Source organism: Bacillus sp. FSL K6-4563 (assembly GCF_038630405.1).
Taxonomy (GTDB): domain Bacteria; phylum Bacillota; class Bacilli; order Bacillales; family Bacillaceae; genus Bacillus; species Bacillus pumilus.
This window is the reverse complement of record NZ_CP152030.1, coordinates 3,416,859-3,434,357: the sequence shown is the minus strand read 5'-3', so window position 1 is coordinate 3,434,357 and position 17,499 is coordinate 3,416,859. Positions and strand designations below refer to the sequence as shown.

Annotated in this window: 19 protein-coding genes; 13 read left to right on the top strand and 6 right to left on the bottom strand. The window is 43.2% G+C overall.

Translation table 11 applies throughout. The features are described from left to right. Positions 1-375: 375 nt before the first annotated feature. From MHH54_RS17510 to MHH54_RS17485, 6 genes are all read left to right on the top strand, one after another. The gene (locus MHH54_RS17510; protein WP_106029482.1) at positions 376-654 is read left to right on the top strand and encodes a hypothetical protein; all 279 of its coding nucleotides are present in this window, start codon (positions 376-378) and stop codon (positions 652-654) included. A 52-nt stretch (positions 655-706) separates the two neighbouring features. Next, complete coding sequence (locus tag MHH54_RS17505; protein WP_342500483.1) at positions 707-1,540, top strand: PRD domain-containing protein; 834 nt, start codon at positions 707-709, stop codon at positions 1,538-1,540. A gap of 254 nt (positions 1,541-1,794) precedes the next feature. Beyond that, positions 1,795-3,183: a sucrose-specific PTS transporter subunit IIBC gene (locus tag MHH54_RS17500; RefSeq protein ID WP_003215414.1), complete on the top strand. Its 1,389-nt coding sequence runs from the start codon at positions 1,795-1,797 to the stop codon at positions 3,181-3,183. Between the two features lie 19 nt (positions 3,184-3,202). Next, positions 3,203-4,660, top strand: a complete 1,458-nt coding sequence (locus tag MHH54_RS17495) for a sucrose-6-phosphate hydrolase (protein WP_342500482.1) — start codon at positions 3,203-3,205, stop codon at positions 4,658-4,660. Positions 4,661-4,850: 190 nt separating this feature from the next. Beyond that, positions 4,851-5,105 carry a hypothetical protein gene (locus MHH54_RS17490; RefSeq protein ID WP_008359596.1) on the top strand — a complete coding sequence of 85 codons (255 nt, stop codon included), beginning with the start codon at positions 4,851-4,853 and terminating at the stop codon, positions 5,103-5,105. Positions 5,106-5,259: 154 nt separating this feature from the next. After that, the gene (locus MHH54_RS17485; RefSeq protein WP_212045679.1) at positions 5,260-6,333 is read left to right on the top strand and encodes a chitobiase/beta-hexosaminidase C-terminal domain-containing protein; all 1,074 of its coding nucleotides are present in this window, start codon (positions 5,260-5,262) and stop codon (positions 6,331-6,333) included. A 48-nt stretch (positions 6,334-6,381) separates the two neighbouring features. Here MHH54_RS17485 and MHH54_RS17480 read toward each other — a convergent pair whose 3' ends face one another. Next, positions 6,382-7,191: a bifunctional hydroxymethylpyrimidine kinase/phosphomethylpyrimidine kinase gene (locus MHH54_RS17480; protein WP_113387473.1), complete on the bottom strand. Its 810-nt coding sequence runs from the start codon at positions 7,189-7,191 to the stop codon at positions 6,382-6,384. A 125-nt stretch (positions 7,192-7,316) separates the two neighbouring features. Beyond that, a complete protein-coding gene (locus tag MHH54_RS17475) occupies positions 7,317-7,622 on the bottom strand; it encodes a general stress protein (protein ID WP_003214888.1) in 306 nt (101 codons plus the stop codon). A 128-nt stretch (positions 7,623-7,750) separates the two neighbouring features. On the opposite strand from MHH54_RS17475, the gene MHH54_RS17470 reads away from it, so the two are divergent. Both MHH54_RS17470 and MHH54_RS17465 read left to right on the top strand, forming a co-directional pair. Then, entirely contained in the window at positions 7,751-8,578 is an 828-nt protein-coding gene (locus MHH54_RS17470; protein WP_106035721.1) for a glycosyltransferase family 2 protein, read from the top strand. After that, on the top strand, positions 8,575-9,255 hold the full coding sequence (locus MHH54_RS17465; protein WP_050944499.1) for a uracil-DNA glycosylase: 681 nt from the start codon (positions 8,575-8,577) through the stop codon (positions 9,253-9,255). The genes MHH54_RS17470 and MHH54_RS17465 overlap by 4 nt, the downstream gene beginning before the upstream one ends. A 33-nt stretch (positions 9,256-9,288) precedes the next feature. Here the strand turns inward: MHH54_RS17465 and MHH54_RS17460 are convergent, their stop codons facing one another. Further along, positions 9,289-10,647: an aldehyde dehydrogenase gene (locus MHH54_RS17460; RefSeq protein WP_106035720.1), complete on the bottom strand. Its 1,359-nt coding sequence runs from the start codon at positions 10,645-10,647 to the stop codon at positions 9,289-9,291. A gap of 170 nt (positions 10,648-10,817) precedes the next feature. Here MHH54_RS17460 and MHH54_RS17455 point away from each other — a divergent pair, with 170 nt between their 5' ends. The 3 genes from MHH54_RS17455 to MHH54_RS17445 all read left to right on the top strand — a co-directional run bounded on the left by MHH54_RS17455 (position 10,818) and on the right by MHH54_RS17445 (position 12,933). Next, positions 10,818-11,150, top strand: a complete 333-nt coding sequence (locus MHH54_RS17455; RefSeq protein WP_106035719.1) for a YwdI family protein — start codon at positions 10,818-10,820, stop codon at positions 11,148-11,150. Positions 11,151-11,183: 33 nt separating this feature from the next. After that, on the top strand, positions 11,184-12,491 hold the full coding sequence (locus MHH54_RS17450; RefSeq protein ID WP_003214905.1) for a purine/pyrimidine permease: 1,308 nt from the start codon (positions 11,184-11,186) through the stop codon (positions 12,489-12,491). Positions 12,492-12,561: 70 nt separating this feature from the next. Next, the gene (locus MHH54_RS17445; RefSeq protein ID WP_003215282.1) at positions 12,562-12,933 is read left to right on the top strand and encodes a DUF423 domain-containing protein; all 372 of its coding nucleotides are present in this window, start codon (positions 12,562-12,564) and stop codon (positions 12,931-12,933) included. A 41-nt stretch (positions 12,934-12,974) separates the two neighbouring features. Here MHH54_RS17445 and MHH54_RS17440 read toward each other — a convergent pair whose 3' ends face one another. The 3 genes from MHH54_RS17440 to MHH54_RS17430 form a co-directional block, all read right to left on the bottom strand. Beyond that, entirely contained in the window at positions 12,975-13,592 is a 618-nt protein-coding gene (locus MHH54_RS17440) for a cupin domain-containing protein (protein WP_050944496.1), read from the bottom strand. Between the two features lie 133 nt (positions 13,593-13,725). Beyond that, positions 13,726-14,268: a spore coat protein GerQ gene (gene gerQ, locus MHH54_RS17435; RefSeq protein WP_003215192.1), complete on the bottom strand. Its 543-nt coding sequence runs from the start codon at positions 14,266-14,268 to the stop codon at positions 13,726-13,728. A 185-nt stretch (positions 14,269-14,453) separates the two neighbouring features. After that, positions 14,454-15,119 (bottom strand): YIP1 family protein, encoded by a 666-nt coding sequence (locus MHH54_RS17430; protein ID WP_223251197.1) that lies wholly within the window; start codon positions 15,117-15,119, stop codon positions 14,454-14,456. 184 nt (positions 15,120-15,303) lie between these two features. Between MHH54_RS17430 and MHH54_RS17425 the strand changes: the two genes are divergently transcribed. Further along, positions 15,304-16,074 carry a glycosyltransferase family 2 protein gene (locus MHH54_RS17425; RefSeq protein WP_170965962.1) on the top strand — a complete coding sequence of 257 codons (771 nt, stop codon included), beginning with the start codon at positions 15,304-15,306 and terminating at the stop codon, positions 16,072-16,074. A gap of 6 nt (positions 16,075-16,080) precedes the next feature. Continuing rightward, positions 16,081-17,493 (top strand): CDP-glycerol glycerophosphotransferase family protein, encoded by a 1,413-nt coding sequence (locus MHH54_RS17420; RefSeq protein WP_342500481.1) that lies wholly within the window; start codon positions 16,081-16,083, stop codon positions 17,491-17,493. Positions 17,494-17,499: the final 6 nt, after the last annotated feature.

Sequence of the window (17,499 nt, the reverse complement as noted above, 5' to 3'; positions counted from 1 at the left end):
CTTATTTTACATAGTTATAAAGAACTATTTTGTTTATAAAGTCTCACTTATGCACAAACCCCTGTTGATAACTCAATTATTTAGATATATATATGGAAAACAAAAAAATCTCATACACAAAATCTAGTAATGGGGTGTTGATATGTGGATAAACCCTGTTGATAAGGTGTGCTTATCTTTTGGATATAGTGTGTATAAAATTTTTATTCAAACATCCTCGTACATGATGATCTTCTGCACTTTTCAACAAAACTTCTGAAAACTAGTTTGTTTTTTCACCCAGATTGTGACAAACCTCTCTTTTTTCTCGAGATATGATAGGAGCAGTTGTTTTGCTAGAACTGCTAGATTCTAAGAAAAGCGGAGGGATGTTTAGTGAGGAAATTCAGAAACTGGTTGAGTGTATGGTTTGGTTTCATGATGAATGTGCTTGTGAATCCTGGTGTGATGATGAAGCAGCAACGTTTTCAGGCGGCTGCGGTGGATGATCGTTTCTTTCAAGTCGTGAAAGAGAGAGAGCTAGAGAAGCTGGCAGAAGAAAAGAACAAGAAGCGCAGGTCAGAGAAACTGTTTAAGCAAAGTCTGATGATGCTTGATGAGAAGACGACGAGAGAGGCGCGTGCTGGTCCGCTCTTACCTTTACATGGGAGATGAAACAGGGTAAAATCCCACATAAGAAACGTTATCTAGTGGGAGAGGATACCCCTTGAAGATATATAAGATATTGAATAACAATGCAGTGATTGTAAAGGAGGGTGATCAGGAGAAAATTGTGATGGGGCCCGGAATTGCTTTTCAGAAGGGGAAAAATGACGTCGTTCCCGTTCAAAAAATAGAGAAAATCTTTGTTGTGCGTGAAGAAAATGAGAAATTCAAACAAATTCTTGCGACATTGCCCGAAGTTCATATTGAGGTGGCAGAGCATATCATCAGTTATGCAGAGGGTGAACTGATGATGCCACTTAGTGATCATATCCACATATCACTGACTGACCATTTATCCTTTGCCATTGAGCGCATTCAAAAGGGCATTGTGCTATATAATAAATTGCTTGGTGAGATCAAAGTCTTATATAAGCAGGAATATGAAATTGGAAAGTATGCCATTCGTTATGTAAAGGATCGGCTTGGGGTTGAACTGCCGGACGATGAGGCAGGGTATGTGGCACTCCATATTCATACGGCCAAAATGAATACGGAGTCCATGAAAAAAACCGTGAAATATACAACGATGATCAAAGAAATGATCGAGCATATAGAAAGCTATTTTCAGCATTCAATTGATGAGGATAGTATTTCCTATCAGCGACTTGTGACACATTTGAGGTATGCATTAGGCAGGTTGGAATCAAATGAGGCATTTCAAATCATGGACGATGACATGCTGAGTTTTATCCAAACAAAGTATGATTTGGCTTACCAGTGTGCACGTGGACTCGCTGATTTTTTGAAAAATGAATATGAACTTCATCTCCCTGAATCGGAGATCGGCTACATCACGCTGCATGTCCAGCGTCTGCAGGATGCCGAATTGGTTTAGTGGTTGTGCCTGCATGCAGGCTTTTTTTTATGCACACTACTTTAAATAGTGTATATGGGTCAATAGATTCGAAAAAAGAGGTTGACGCACGTCACGCTCTTATACTATGATGAAAGCGTAATCAAAACTTGATATCGCGGGATTGTGACTGTCAGGCAGGCAAGACCTAAAATTTGCGTAACGAGGGGACGTGTATGTCCTTTTATCGTTAGTGAATTTTAGGTCTTTTTTGTTTTAAAAAAGGAGGAGACAACATGGATTATCAAAAAACAGCCAAAGAATTAACAGAACTATTAGGCGGCAAGAAAAATGTCATCAGTGCCACGCATTGTGCAACAAGACTCAGATTGGTGATGAAAGATGAGGAACTGATTGACAAAGATGCCATTGAGGAACTTGAAGGGGTAAAGGGGGCTTTCTCAAGCTCGGGGCAATTCCAAATCATTTTTGGAACGGGAGCGGTCAACAAAGTATATGAACCATTTGCTCGTGAGACCGGCCTTGAGACAGACGACGAGAAAGAAAAACCTGTCAGCCATGATGAAGCAGTGAAACAAAAAATGAATCCACTTGCACGTTTTGCAAAGACGTTGTCAAATATTTTTGTACCGATCATTCCAGCCATTGTTGCAAGCGGTTTATTAATGGGGCTTTTAGGCATGATGAAAGCCTTCAAATGGGCTGACCCAAGCTCCGCGATCTTCCAAATGCTTGATATGTTCTCAAGTGCAGCCTTTATCATTTTACCGATTTTAATTGGTGTCAGTGCAGCGAAAGAGTTTGGTGGAAATCCGTATTTAGGAGCCGTTATTGGGGGGATTATGATTCACCCGAACCTGCTCAACCCGTGGGGACTGACGGATGCGAAACCAGAGTATATGCATTTATTCAATTTTGATATTGCTCTTCTTGGTTACCAAGGAACAGTCATTCCAGTGTTATTGACTGTGTACATCATGTGTCTTGTTGAAAAGAATTTAAGAAAAGTGGTTCCGAACAGTATTGATTTACTTGTGACCCCATTTGTGACGGTGATTGCAACTGGATTTGTGACGTTTATTGCTGTTGGACCGCTTGGAAGAATGCTCGGTACAGGAATTTCAAATGCACTGACATTTATTTATGATCATGCAGGCTTCTTAGCAGGGTTCATTTTCGGAGGAGCCTACTCTCTCATTGTGCTCACAGGGGTTCATCATAGCTTCCATGCGATTGAAGCAGGACTGCTGAATGATATTGGGCGGAACTATTTGCTGCCAATTTGGGCGATGTCCAACGTAGCGCAAGGCGGGGCAGGCTTGGCAGTCTTTTTCTTAGCGAAACGCGCGAAAACAAAAGAAATTGCACTTCCTGCAGCCTTCTCAGCTTTCCTAGGGATTACCGAGCCTGTTATATTCGGTGTCAACCTCCGCTATCGTAAACCGTTTATTGCCGCGATGATCGGAGGCGCATTAGGCGGGGCATTTGTTGTCTTCACAAAGGTAGCCGCCAACGCCTATGGTTTAACGGGGATTCCGATGATTGCGATTGCAGCGCCATTCGGTGTGCAAAATGTGGTGAATTATGTGATTGGTATGTTAATCGCTGTTGCTGTTTCATTTACTCTTACCATCATCTTTAAAGTAAAAGAAGTCGAAAAATAATCAAGGAGTGGTCACAGTCATGACAACAACTGACGCAGTACTTCGTCAAAAGGTAGCAGAACGTATTCGAAACTACGAGCATTTGGTGAAAAAAGATGTGTACCGCCAGCATTTTCATTTAATGCCGCCAGTAGGTCTTTTAAATGACCCGAATGGGTTGATTCAGTGGAAAGGCGTTTACCACGTTTTTTATCAGTGGCAGCCATTCGAAACGGGTCACGGCGCAAAATTTTGGGGCCATTACACATCGACAGATCTAGTAAATTGGCAGCACGAGGAAGCCGCCCTTGCGCCAAGTGATTGGTTTGATCAAAACGGCTGTTATTCTGGCAGTGCAGTCATTGACGATGGACATATGTATGTGATGTACACTGGCAACGTTCGCGATGAACAAGGGAACCGCGAGACGTATCAATGTTTAGCTGTTTCAGAGGATGGCATTCATTTTCAGAAAAAAGGTGTCGTGGCGACGCTGCCAGATGGATTCACCGCCCATTTTCGTGATCCGAAAGTATGGAAGCGAAATGGCCAGTGGTACATGGTTCTAGGTGCACAAAGCCTGAACCTGAAAGGGAATCTCGTCTTGTTTACCTCTGATACTTTAGATAATTGGACGTTTCAAGGCATCATTACAGGCAGTGGGAAAAATGGATTAGAGGATTTCGGCTATATGTGGGAATGTCCAGATCTATTTGAATTAGATGGCCGGGATGTATTGATTGTGTCGCCGCAGGGGCTCAAGCCGGATGGCTTAAAATATCATAATACACATCAATCAGGCTATTTTGTTGGGAGATTGGATGACCATACCTATCAATATACGCACGGAGCATTTGAGGAGCTGGACCGAGGCTTTGACTTCTATGCGCAGCAAACCTTTCTAGACGAATCAGGCAGACGTCTTTTAATCGGATGGATGGGAGTGCCTGATCAAGGAGAAGAGCATCACCCAACGATTTCGTATCAATGGATACACTGCCTCACCATTCCGAGAGAGCTGCGTTTAGATGATGACGGACATCTGATTCAAAAGCCAGTCACTGAGCTTCAGGCGATGAGAACCAACGAACAAGAGCATATTTTCCATATCAAACGCTCCGTTCAATCGATTCCTGTAGATGATATTACGAGCGCAGAGTTATTCATTGATCAAATTGATACACAAAAAGGGTTTGAATGCTGTATTCGAGCGGCAGCCCGTATCATTTATGATAAAGATGAGGGCAAACTGACACTAGAGCGAGATCGATTTGAAGATCGATCAAAAGAAGTTCGAGAAGTAGCAATAGAGGAATTACAAGATCTTCACATCTTTATAGATGCATCGTCGATTGAGATTTTTGTAAACGGAGGCCGGGAAGTATTGACTGCTCGTTACTTTCCTTCCCCGGGAAATAAATCAATCTCGATCAGTGGTAGAAATGAAACAAATCTTAAACTAAAAACATGGCATTTACAAAGAGAAGCAGGTCAATGATCTGCTTTTTTCTAGTGAATTCAGCCTGTATCTAAGGAGCTATATCATGTATATACAAGGTTGGCTGGAAGCGGTTTGATGACGTTTTACATATAGGATATCAAGTGGCATTATGGTATCATTTTAAAATATATACAGCTGAGGCTGACGTTTATCCAAATGCGGTAGGACAAAAAAAGGGGTTGTTTATTTGAATTCAAAACAGCAGCCGACGACTAGAAAACGCTTGGAGACAATGGCAGATCATGTTGAAGATAAACGTGAAGAATATAAAGAATTGCTCATTCAAGTCCAATCTATTCTCGGTGAACCTTCTCTAGAGCAGGAAGAATTAAAAGAGAAGCTGTCAGATACGTATAAACAAATGAAAGAATATGCCTTATTTGTTGAATCCATTGAAGCCTTTATTCGAAAAATGGCGAAAGAATCTGATCAGCAAAAGTAGGTATTCATTTATGGATAAAAGAGTGTACTTGCGTGCGAGTGCACTCTTTTATTTCGGTCAGATGATTCAGTAATTAAAATGAAAGCGTTGACATTTCTATTGTCATGATAAATAATAAATAAAAATTCATCTGAGCATGTACAGGAGGAACGATATGAACCATACAACCAAGAAATGCCTGATCACCTTTATCATTGTCCTATTTTCTATGAGTTTTCTTTTTCCTTCCGTTTCTTCTGCCCGAAATCATACGTCGTATTTTGCATCAACTGCTTCAGTCCCATCTGGTCAATATTATCGTTCACAAGAGGTAGCTCTGCATTCTCACGTTCAAAAAGCTTCTCTTTATTACACAACAGATGGCAGCCAGCCGACAACTCAAAGTCAGTTATACAAAAAGCCCATTCATATAGAAACTGATACGACTTTAAAAGTAAGCGCTTACAAGAAAAACCACCGCCTTTCCACGTCTACGTACAATTATCGCTTTGTCACACGAGAGGACATTGCATCATCTTTTTTATCTTTCGAATACCAAGGAATGCCTTATCGGCTGTATATTCCAAAAAACCGTAAGAGGGGTAAAGCCTATCCTCTAGTCCTGTTCTTACATGGAGGCGGGGAGAGGGGAACAGACAATCAAAAGCAGTTACTTGCGAATGATGGTGCAGTTTTATGGGCTTCCCCTGAAGTTCAAAAGAAACATCCTTCGTACGTACTAGCACCTCAGGCGCGAAATGCTGTCGATGGAGGCTTTGCATTAACAAGAAATTTGCAAAATGAAATCGATCTGACAAACGTGTTTCAATTTTCACCAGATTTACACAAAGCTTATGATGTCCTTCAGCATGTGTTAACTTCTTATCAGATTGATCAGAAAAGAATTTATGCGACGGGTTTATCACAAGGTGGATTTGGCACGTACCAGTTGAACATCACATATCCTCGTTTGTTTGCAGCGATGATTCCTATTGCGGGGGGTGCAGATCCAAGCAAGGCAGGAATTTTAGCGCACAAGCCGATATGGGCATTTCATGCAGAAGATGATTCCATTATCCCTATCAGCTATGCGAGAAATACAATTCAAGCTATTCAAAAAGCTGGCGGCCAGCCGCTTTATACGGAGTACGCAAGCAAGTATGGATATGACCATGCATCATGGACGCCTGCTTATGAGACACCAGGCTTAACAGATTGGCTGTTTGCACAGAGACGCAGCTATCGATAAACAAAACCCGATTCACCTTCTAACAAGGCGAATCGGGTTTTTTCTGTTTTATTTGTCAAAACGATGAGCAGAATGCTTTGTTGGTCCGATGTATTCATTTAGCTGGAAAGAGCCTTTGATGGCAGCTGTGATGAATTCTTTTGCTGCATAAATGGCTTCTTTCACGTCTGAGCCGTTTGCCAGTTCAGCTGTGACTGCTGCTGAGAATGTGCAGCCTGCGCCGTGTGTGTTTTCTGTGTCGATCTTCTCTGTTTCAAGTCGTTCGAAGGTTTGTCCATCATAAAGCAAATCGATCGCTTTATCTGCGCTTAGCTTACCGCCTCCAGTGATGACCACATACTTGGCACCAAGTTCGTGAATGCGTTTTGCTGCTTCTTCCATTTGTTCGATCGTTTTGATCTCGCCGATTCCGCTTAATTGACCTGCTTCGAAAAGGTTAGGCGTGATGACTGTTGCCAGTGGCGTAAGCTTTTCGCGCAGTGCTTCCGCGTGCTCTGGATAAAGGACTTCGTTCGCACCCTTACAAACCATAACAGGATCAATGACGACATTTTTTAGGTCGTATGTTTTGATGGTGTCAGCCGCAAGTTCGATCACGTCGACTGTTGGGAGCATACCCGTTTTCAGCGCATCTACCCCAATACCTTCTACAATGGTAGAGAGCTGCGCACGAATCGTCGCCGTATCAATTGGAAACACCTGATGATCCCAATGGTTATGAGGGTCCATTGCAACGACAACGGTTAAAGCTGTCATCCCGTAGACGTTTTTTTCTTGAAACGTTTTTAAATCTGCTTGGATACCTGCACCGCCGCTTGAATCCGAGCCTGCGATGGTGAGTGCTTTATTCATAGACATAGTTGCTGAACCTCCAATGTGATGTGTAACAGTTACTGTTCTATCCTTATTATAATCAGCTTTTCCATTTATCACAATGAAACGACATAAAAAAGCGTTCTACCCTAGGAAGAACGCCTTTCCCCTTACCTTTTACAAATCACCAATTTCCCCTTTTTCAGTTCGTCTAAAAGAGTTAAAGCTAATTCCTGATCGGCGCCAACTGACATCATTTTGGCCATGAGCTCGTCATCCCGAGTGCGGATGACATTGGCAATTTGATCTAAAATCCCTTGATCGACCGCTGTCATGCTTTTGGCATTCGTATGCTCTGTGACGGTATCAGAGCGTTCTGGATCGTATGCAAAAACAAAAATATCATCTTTTGCTGAGCGTATTTGTTCAATGGTCTGCTTCGCTTCTTTGCTATTTTCTACTGTGAAATATTCCATCGTGATCACTCCTTTCCATCGAAAATTCCCATTTTCCCGTCACATCAAACCGCCTTTTATATCATGAGAAGAACGTCATTTTATGTTTTAATGGAAAAAGACGAATCTATTAAAGGAGTTAGCTGAATATGAAGATTTCCTTATTAATTGTGACACATAACCGGCTCAGCGCACTGTGTGAGCTGCTTGAATCTATTACGAGACAAACCGTACAGCCTTTTGAAATTGTGGTTGTGAATGATGCAGGAGAGCGCGTCGAGATCATTCAGGAACTCTACCCCGAACTTCCGATCCGCTTGATCCATTTAGATGAGAACGTCCAGCATGTGAATGCTAGAAACGTGGGGGTGCGGGAGCTGACTGGCGATGTCATCATGCTGAGTGACGACGATGATTACTTTACACCTTGTCATATTGAACGTATGAGTAAGGCGCTGGAGGACGCCGATTTTGTCTTTTCTGATGCAGAAATTGTGTCATTTGAAGAAAAAGGCGCGACCCGCTTCCCGGTGTCAAGACGTCTGTTTGCGTATACAGCTGCTATTGAGGATATGCGTGTCTTTTCTACATATGTTCCTTCCGGCAGTATGTATAAACGCTGTATACACGATGAGATTGGCTATTTTGATCCAGCGATGCATCATTATTGGGACTGGGACTTCTTTTTGCGTGTATCACAGTATGCCCGGATCAAACGAGTGCCAGCTGCCAGCGTGATCTATGCGTTTTTTGACGGCGGAGGGAATCAGTCTAGTGATCTTGGTGAGACAAGGAAGAACTACTTAGATGATCTAAGTGAAAAGCATGGGCTGGGTGACCTCCCGACAGCGAACTTTGCTGTCTTATTAGAAGAACCAGCGATGAAAAAACGAGAATCAGAGAGTGAGATTGTGTGGGACGGAAAACCGATGATCTCCAGACTAACGCAGCAGACACAAGGAGGAAAACCCCAATGAAGCCATTTTTAAATGATAGCTGGTGGGCTGTGATGAAAAGTGAATTTGAACAGCCATATTATCAAGAATTACGTGAATGGATGAAGGAAGAATATCGCACGCAGACCGTTTTTCCGAAACCGGATGACGTTTATCGTGCGCTTCATTTGACGTCATATGAAGAGGTCAAAGTGGTGATTTTGGGACAAGACCCTTATCATGGCCCAGGTCAGGCACATGGATTAAGCTTTTCTGTTCAGCCTGGTGTGAAGCATCCGCCATCATTGAGAAATATTTTTCAGGAGCTAAAGGATGATCTTGGCTGTCCTGTTCCAAATCACGGCTCACTTGTGAGCTGGGCAGAGCAAGGTGTGCTGCTCTTAAACACTGTGCTAACCGTGAGAAAGGGCGAGGCGAACTCGCATAAAGGCAAGGGCTGGGAACGTGTGACAGACCGCGTGATTGATGTGCTGAATGAACGTGATCAGCCCGTCGTTTTTGTGCTGTGGGGAAGACATGCTCAAAATAAGAAAGAACGCATTGATCAAAACAAGCATTACATCATTGAGTCACCTCATCCAAGTCCTTTTTCTGCAAGAAACGGCTTTTTTGGCAGTCGTCCGTTTTCAAAGGTAAACGCGTATTTAAAGCAAATGGGGATCGAAGAAATCAACTGGTGTATCCAAGATATTGAGTAAAAAGAGGACGAGGGGAGAGACCCTTCGTCCTGTTTATTTTAAAAATTTACGAACCAAGTCGAGTCCGTTTTTCGCATTTGGATAACGGAAGGAAAAATCGAAGCGATTGGTTTGGCGCAGGACGCTTTTTTCATGCGTAAACGTAAAGAAGCTTTCTTTCCCATGATATCGTCCCATGCCGCTTTCACCCACGCCTCCGAATGGCAGGTAAGGAGTAGCGACATGCATGAGCGTGTCATTGATACATCCTCCACCAAATGAGAGATGGTCTAGAATATAGGCTTCTGTTTCTTTACTTGTTGTAAATAAGTAAAGTGCAAGCGGCTTCGGTCTTGTTTTGATCATATGAGCTGCCTCGTGCAGAGAATCGAAGGTCATGACAGGCAGAATCGGTCCGAAAATTTCCTCCTGCATGACAGGATCTTCCCATGTGATGTGGTCTAATATGGTCGGTGCAATTTTGAGCTCGTCTTCGTTGCGCTGTCCACCTGTAACGATCGTTCCATTTGAGAGAAATTGTGAGAGCCTGTCAAAATGACGCTGGCTGACATTTTTCCCAAAGTGCGGATTTGTTTCAGGCTGGTCGCCATAAAAGTCACGTATACAGGCTGTCATTTCCCGTAAAAGATCGTCTTTAATGGATTCATGAACAAGCAAATAGTCTGGTGCAATACACGTTTGGCCAGCATTGGTAAATTTGCCGAACGTGATTCGCTTTGCCGCTAATTTGATATCTGCATCAGGCGTGACGATGCAAGGGCTTTTTCCGCCAAGCTCAAGTGTGACAGGGGTCAAATGCTTTGCGGCGGCTTCCATGACGACTTTGCCAACTGCCACACTTCCTGTAAAGAAGATATAATCAAAGGGCAGTTTCAACAGCTCTGTACTCACATCTACACCGCCTTCTACGACAGCTACATGGTCTTCTTGAAATACAGGTTCGACCATTGCACTGATTACTTCTGAAACTTGCGGCGTCAGCTCAGACGGTTTTAAAATAACGGCATTACCCGCAGCAATGGCACCAACTAATGGAGAAAGGGCCAATTGGAAAGGATAGTTCCAAGGGGCAATGATGAGCACATTGCCATAAGGTTCCTTCATAATCATGCTTTTCGACCCGATATGAGTCAGGGGCGTTTTCACGCGTGTTGGCTTTGCCCATTTGTGGAGGTGCTTGATGGTATGATTGATTTCCTCATACACCATCCCGATCTCTGTTGTGTAGGCCTCCTGTTCGGATTTATGTAAATCATGGGCCAAGGCTTGTAAAATATCCTTCTCATGCTGTTTGATGGCTGCTTTTAAGTCTTTAAGAAGACGGATGCGTTCTTCCACCGGCGGCTTTTGAAAGACTTTTTGTTTCTGAAAAAGAGTAGTGAGTTTGTCCATTATTCAATCCTTTCATAAACGATGTTGTTTCCTTTATTATGTGTGAAGGGCTATGTCGGGTCAAATAAGAGAGGCGGGAGCAGACTGCTTTGAAAAAATGAACCCATTTCGTTTGTTCATTTGGTAAAATAATGTTGAAAAGAGACTTTTTTAGATTGGAGGGTCTACCCTTGAATATTCATATATCAAGCCTGCTTCAAAAAATGGAGGAAGCGGTTCAAAAGGCGAAACAAAGTGAAAATGATGAAGAGGTGAAACGCCAAGTGGCGGCGATTTCTTCACTATGTGATGTCATTCTCGATGCACCATCACAGGTGCAAATGCCGCAAACGCCGGTTATCTCGCCACCTTCTTCGATACAGACACCGCCCGTGCCGCCCGTATCCTCAGATCAAGCCATGCTTGAGAAACTGATGGGTGCGAGTGGTGCGAAGAAATTTCAGCATCAAGAAGAGGGGCAAAAAGAGAAGGATGGGAACGGCGACTCTATCTTTGATTTTTAATGGTCTTGTCACGACAAAGGGAAGGTGATCGGTTTGAAACTATTTTTGGGCGCCATTCAGTGGATGGCATTTTTTATCGCAGCTTCTATTGCTGTACCAATTGCGATTGCACAAGCATTTGAATTGAACCAAGTGCAGTCAGCGGAGCTGATTCAAAGTACATTCTTTTCACTTGGTCTTGTGGCGATGGTTCAGTGTTTATGCGGCCATATGCTGCCAATCAATGAAAGTCCAGCGGGGCTTTGGTGGGGTGTGTATACCCTTTATGCAGGTATGACAGGAACCATCTTTGCGACGTATCCTGAAACTCTGCAAGCACTACAAGGGGCTTTAATTTTTAGTGCCGCTTTCTTTTTTATTTTTAGTTTATTTAAAATCATTAATTGGCTCGCGTCTTTATTTACGCCAGTCGTCACAGGCATTTACTTGCTATTATTAGTTGTCCAGTTAAGTCAGCCGATCATGAAAGGGCTGATGGGCATCGGCTATAGGGGAAATCAGGTGGATGGGCTTGTCTTTTGCTTATCAATCTTCATTATTATCCTGACCTTCATGATCAGCCGCTCAAAATGGCATTACTTAAGACAGTTTTCTGTGTTGTTTGCCCTTGCAGGAGGCTGGTTGTTATTCGCTTTACTCGGGTTGGCAAAGCCGGTTCGAATTCCAGAAAAAATCATCGAGTTTCCGAAGCTTTTCCCATTCGGCATGCCAGTCTTTGACAGTGGATTGCTTGTCACGTCCTTTTTCATTACCATATTACTCATTGTGAACATGCTGGCAAGTATTCGAATTGTGGAAAGTTCAGTGAAGGCATTTGGTGAACTGCGTGAGCGGAAGAGAGCTCGTCCGGCTGGTTTTGTCGCAGCATTTGGTCACTTACTGAGCGGATTGATCGGAGCGATTGCGCCTGTACCTATTTCCGGGGCAGCAGGATTTATCCAGACAACGAAAATTCCATCGAGAAAGCCATTTTTCATAGGAAGTCTGCTCATTGTACTCATTAGTTTATTCCCGCTGCTCATGAGCTTTTTCTCCGCATTGCCATCACCTGTGGGGCTTGCTGTAAACTTTGTGGTGTTCTCCTCGATGATTGGAATTGCGATGTCTGAGTTTGATCAGTATGAGAAAGAAGAAATTCCGCGGATTCGCTTTGTCCTAGGGATTGCCGTTTTAGCAGGTGTAGGGGCGATGTTTGTACCGCAGGAAGCCTTGAAAGGCATGCATCCTGTGCTCATTTCATTATTAAGCAATGGACTTGTTCTAGGTACACTCATTGCGATCGCGGTCGATCAAGTTCTGTTACGAAAGAAAAAGAAATCCGACAATCTCGTGTCAACGTAAAGGGAAAGTTGAATATCGTCTGTCACCCGCGCTATGATAAATATAATTGACGAGATAAGGAGAATGACGAATGAAACTATTTTTCATTTTAGGTGCGATTAATGCGATGCTAGCTGTTGGACTCGGAGCCTTCGGTGCGCACGGTCTTGAAGGGAAAATCCCTGAAAAGTATATAGAGATTTGGAACAAAGGGGTTCAATATCAGATGTTCCATGCGATTGGACTATTTATTGTCGCCTTTCTTGCAGATAAGCTGTCAGGTGTTTCTCTAGTCCCAACCGCTGGCTGGGTGATGCTTGCAGGTATCCTTTTCTTCTCAGGAAGCCTTTATGTCCTAGCATTGACTCAGGTGAAGATTCTAGGTGCCATTACCCCAATTGGCGGAGTGGCGTTTATCGCTTCTTGGATCATGCTTGTCATTGCAGCAGCAAAAAATTTATAAGCCAAAAAACCGATGCTCTGTGAGGGGCATCGGTTTTTTTCTTAATTCCAGTAAGGGGCGTAGTTTGGCGGTGCTTGATAATAAGGGATGTAGTGAGACGGAGGGACAGGGTTCGTTTGTGCTTCCTCTTCTCTGTGGCAAAATGGTCCGATAAATACACTTGGCTTCACCGGCTGTGTCGCCTGTTTCCACTGTGTTTCGTTCATGCAATACGTATGTGCCATGATGTGAGCAGGGGTGAGGGTGAGAAGGTCTGAGCCTAGGATCACTTCTGGCGTAGATGCGTTGAAAATGGCTAACAAATGAGTTCTGTCTTGAAGGGCAACTTCATAGTGCCACCAGCCTTGAGGTACGTTTGCTACCTGTCCTGGGGTGATGGTATAGGTGTGAAGTTTTTTTGTAAATGGATTCAGCATCGAGACGGCAGCAGAACCGGCTATACAATAAACAAGCTCTGCGGCATTTTGATGATAATGAGGCTCTACGACTTTGCTTTTACTCAAATATATATCCAGCAGAGATACTTGATCCAACGAGTTTAATTGTTTTTTTCCTAAAACGTTAATCAGGTTATGCTGATCGTATTTCACAAGGGGACTTTGATTCAGGTCGTATGAATATTTAACATTTGGTGATGTATAATCCAGCTCAACAGTCATGAATGTCACCTCTAGGCGTTTGATAAAAACTACTAGGCATCTTATGACGAGCGCCCTAGAGGTGTGACAAAAACCTAATCAAAAGAAAAAAGCAAGGGCGCCTGCTCCTTGCTTTTGCGATATGTGGCGTTATCTACCTCGGAGAATACGTGGACATGGAGTATGGATAGTCGTATTGAATTTCCCCATCAAACGTAATGTAATCAAGATAGATCGTTAATAGTAAGTATCGTGTTCCTGTCTTGTTATCACTAATGATAATGTGGTCACGTCCTGCAGCTTCAATGACGCCTCTGAAAATCTTCGAGTTCCATTCCTTACTTGCCTCAAACGTCATATAAATCGTGGCTACCTTGCCGCGGTTCAATCGTAAAATATTTTCAATATAGGACTGCTCGATTGGCAGCTGACCAGTGACATTCTGCTGATAAATCGGTCCAGAAGGAATTTGATAAGGCTGCCCGCCGCTCTGCGTGCCCTGCCCCCCTGGTGAAGAACCAGTAGACGGCATTGGTGAAAATCCCTGCTGCATTTGTCCTTGCATTTGACCCTGCGTTTGGGGAGGGACTGAATAACCCATCTGCTGCGCAGGATACGGATTTGCTCCATATTGTTGCTGGCGAAAATCTTGACCTTCGAAACCCGAACCTTGCCCAAATTGATTTTTCAATTTCATAACGTTCCTCCTCTTTCCTCATGGTGTTCTAAACAGAAGGCGCTTGAGCACCTGTTGTTTCCATAGCATTCTTTCTCTCTTTCACACTATGAGACAGGAGAGGAGAATATGTACATTGAACGAAAAAAAGGAACTGTGGTGCAGTTCCTTAGGCGCGGGCAAACCCTCGCATTCTTTGTCAGGCCTTACATCATCCAATTTACAGCGCGCTGGACACCAAATAAAAGAGTAATGATAAGAAAACATGCCGCAAGCGGTGTGATCACGATGAGGAAGGCTTGCCATAATTTCAGCTTCATCACAGCGACAATGCCTAAAACAGTCATTCCAAATATCCACGTCTTTGCATAAGCATCAATCAGTGTCAAAAGATCGAGATAATACCATACCTCAAAATGCTGATCTAAATAGGGTGAGATTTTGACAAACGTATACGGACCAAGCATTCCAATCGTGCAAATCCAACTGAGTGCAAATAAAGCGGAAGGGAAAAAGGTCGTCAGCGTGAAGGCTTTGAGTACATCTCGATATGCCGTTTGACTGCCGAAAAAAAGACGCCCTAACCACTTTAGGATGAGTACAGCGAAAAATAGACCGAGATTGCCTGCGAGAATACCATATCCCGCACCTTGTAACAAAATAAAAGGAAATGGAATATGATTGCCCATATACTCGCTAAAATACCCTTCGTAGACCCAGCCTGTACCAGCGATACTTGCAAGGAGCATCATCAGCCAAATGGGAATATAGGAATGTTGATATGAGCGAATAATCGTTTTTGTTGCGACAAAAATTTTGAAAAATCGAAAAAAACCTTTTACTTCCTCTTGTTGGGAGTGATCATTCTTCATAGCTTCCAATGTTCTTTACTCCTTTAATACACATAAATGATTACTTATATTACCAAAAAGTTCGCGTTTTTCAAAGATAGATCATTAAAAAAATACAATTTTATAAAAAATAGGTCACTCTACAGTCTCTTTAAGAGGAGACACATATGATAAACATAGTTTGAAAGAGACCGAGGTGAAAACTTTGACAAAAGTAACTGTCATTATGACGAGCTACAACAAGGCGGCTTACGTCGGCAGATCGATTGAAGCGGTTTTGCAGCAGACACTGTCAGACTTTGAACTATTTATCATGGACGATGGTTCAAATGAAAAAACCCTTGCCGCGATTGAGCCCTTTCGCAAAGATCCCCGTGTTCATTTTATCCAAAGCGGTGTCAAATCGCTGGAGGAGAGAACAGCGAAAACCCGATACGCCGTCCTCATTAATCAAGCTTTAGAACTAGCAAAGGGCGAGTATATTTCCTATGCCACAGATGACAATGTCTATGCCCCGGACCGTTTAGAGAAGCTCACACATTATCTAGATGCTCGACCAGGTGAAGATATTGTCTATTCTGCATCGAAAGTAATCTATTTAAATAGCAATAAAGAGCCGGTAAAGGAAACGATTCGACCTGCGCAAACGGTGCAATGGAATGCACCTTGTGCCATAGATCATTGCTCGGTCGTTCATCGTGCTTCTATTTTAACAAAAATTCATGCTGAATTTGGGTCTTACTGGGACGAGAGTCCGCATTTTTATCGAATAGGGGATGCCCGGTTCTTTTTTCGATTAAATCATTTTTATCCGTTCTATCCCTATGATGAAGTGTTAGATACAAATTACATCACAGAACAGTCGATTCACTATCAATTGGCGGAAGAAGAGAAAAGTGCCTTTATTCAAGCACTTCCTGAGCAGTCTACCTGCTGGGAGCTCCGCCATATATTAAAACAAAGACATGGGAGGTGACCTAAAGTGTCGCACTATATTCATCATTATTGGCAGGTGTATTTTGAGTATGTAAATCTCATGAAGGATTTGTCCTATCAACAAATTCCTCTTGGGTTGATCAGCAATTTCTATCAATATATCAGTCCTGAAGTGAGGGAACGTATGGAGGATGAAGCATTCGGTCATGAATTGACAACCGATTGTCCATTGCCGGAAGAGATTCAGCCATTTTTTGATCAACATAAGCAGCAGATCAAGCGTATTGCTTATCGTCCGGCGAATGGAAAGGTTTTGCTTCACTTTGAACATCTGCGTTTTACTGAACAAAATTACACGTGGTTCCATCCGAGTCAAACGGTGGTGCTTGCTCGCTGGAAGAAGGCAGACTATTTCGGTTTACCCGTCATCAGCAAGCCGGAATTAGCGGGAGAGGTTAATAAAGAAGCCCATGCTGAATATATTGAGAAAGCAAATGCTCTCCTTAAACCTTACGCAAAGCACCCCGTCTTTGGCAATGTCTTTTTTAGAGAAAAGCTTCGGAAGGACATTGTGCAATTTATTGATGTGATTGACCAGACAGAAGTGCTATTTCAGATGGAGCCAATTGGAGCCATTATTGTGGGGACAACGGAGGATGCTTACAGCCGCGTACTTGCACTGCAAACTGTGAAACGCCAGCTCACGAGTATCTGTCTTCAGCACGGCGCACTGATGGGAGACGAAGCCTTTTTGCCGATTTTCACGACGTGCCACGGGGTGTTTGGAAAGTATGAAAAAGACTGGTATGTACACAAAGGCTGTCAGCCGGAACAGGTGGAGATCACAGGTCATCCGAGGTTTGATTTGGTGAAGGATCGAACGCCGCTTCAACAGGAAATGGTCTTTCGAAAATTGAACTTCAATCCTGCCAAAAAGACCGTGCTTGTGGCAACGCAGCCGTTTTCAGAAGCCTTCTATGGTGATGTGCTTAAAACGATTGCAAAACGGAAAGACATTCAGTTGATCATGAAGCCGCATCCGTGGGAAATTGCCCGAAACCGATTAAATGAGTATGTGTCCATTGAACGAGCAGGAAATCATGTGAGATTGATTAAAAAAGAAATCGACTTGTATGACCTATTGCCTTATATGGATATGGTCATTACGCTCACATCAACCGTCGGCCTTGAAGCGATGCTGTTTGAAAAGAGTGTGCTGATCGGGAAAATGACAGAAGGCAGAAGATACCCTTATTACGAGTCGCTTGGCAGCTATCATATGGAAAACCCTGTTGAACTGGCTGAGAAAGCCATTCGTATTTTGTCGGATGATCAAGAAATGAAGCTGGCAAAGAGGCAAGGAGCTGAGTTCATTAAACAACATTATCCGCATGCGCGATCGACCGATGTTCTGCTTTCTCTGCTTCAAACAAAAACAGGTGTGGATTTTCAGAGATGAGGATAG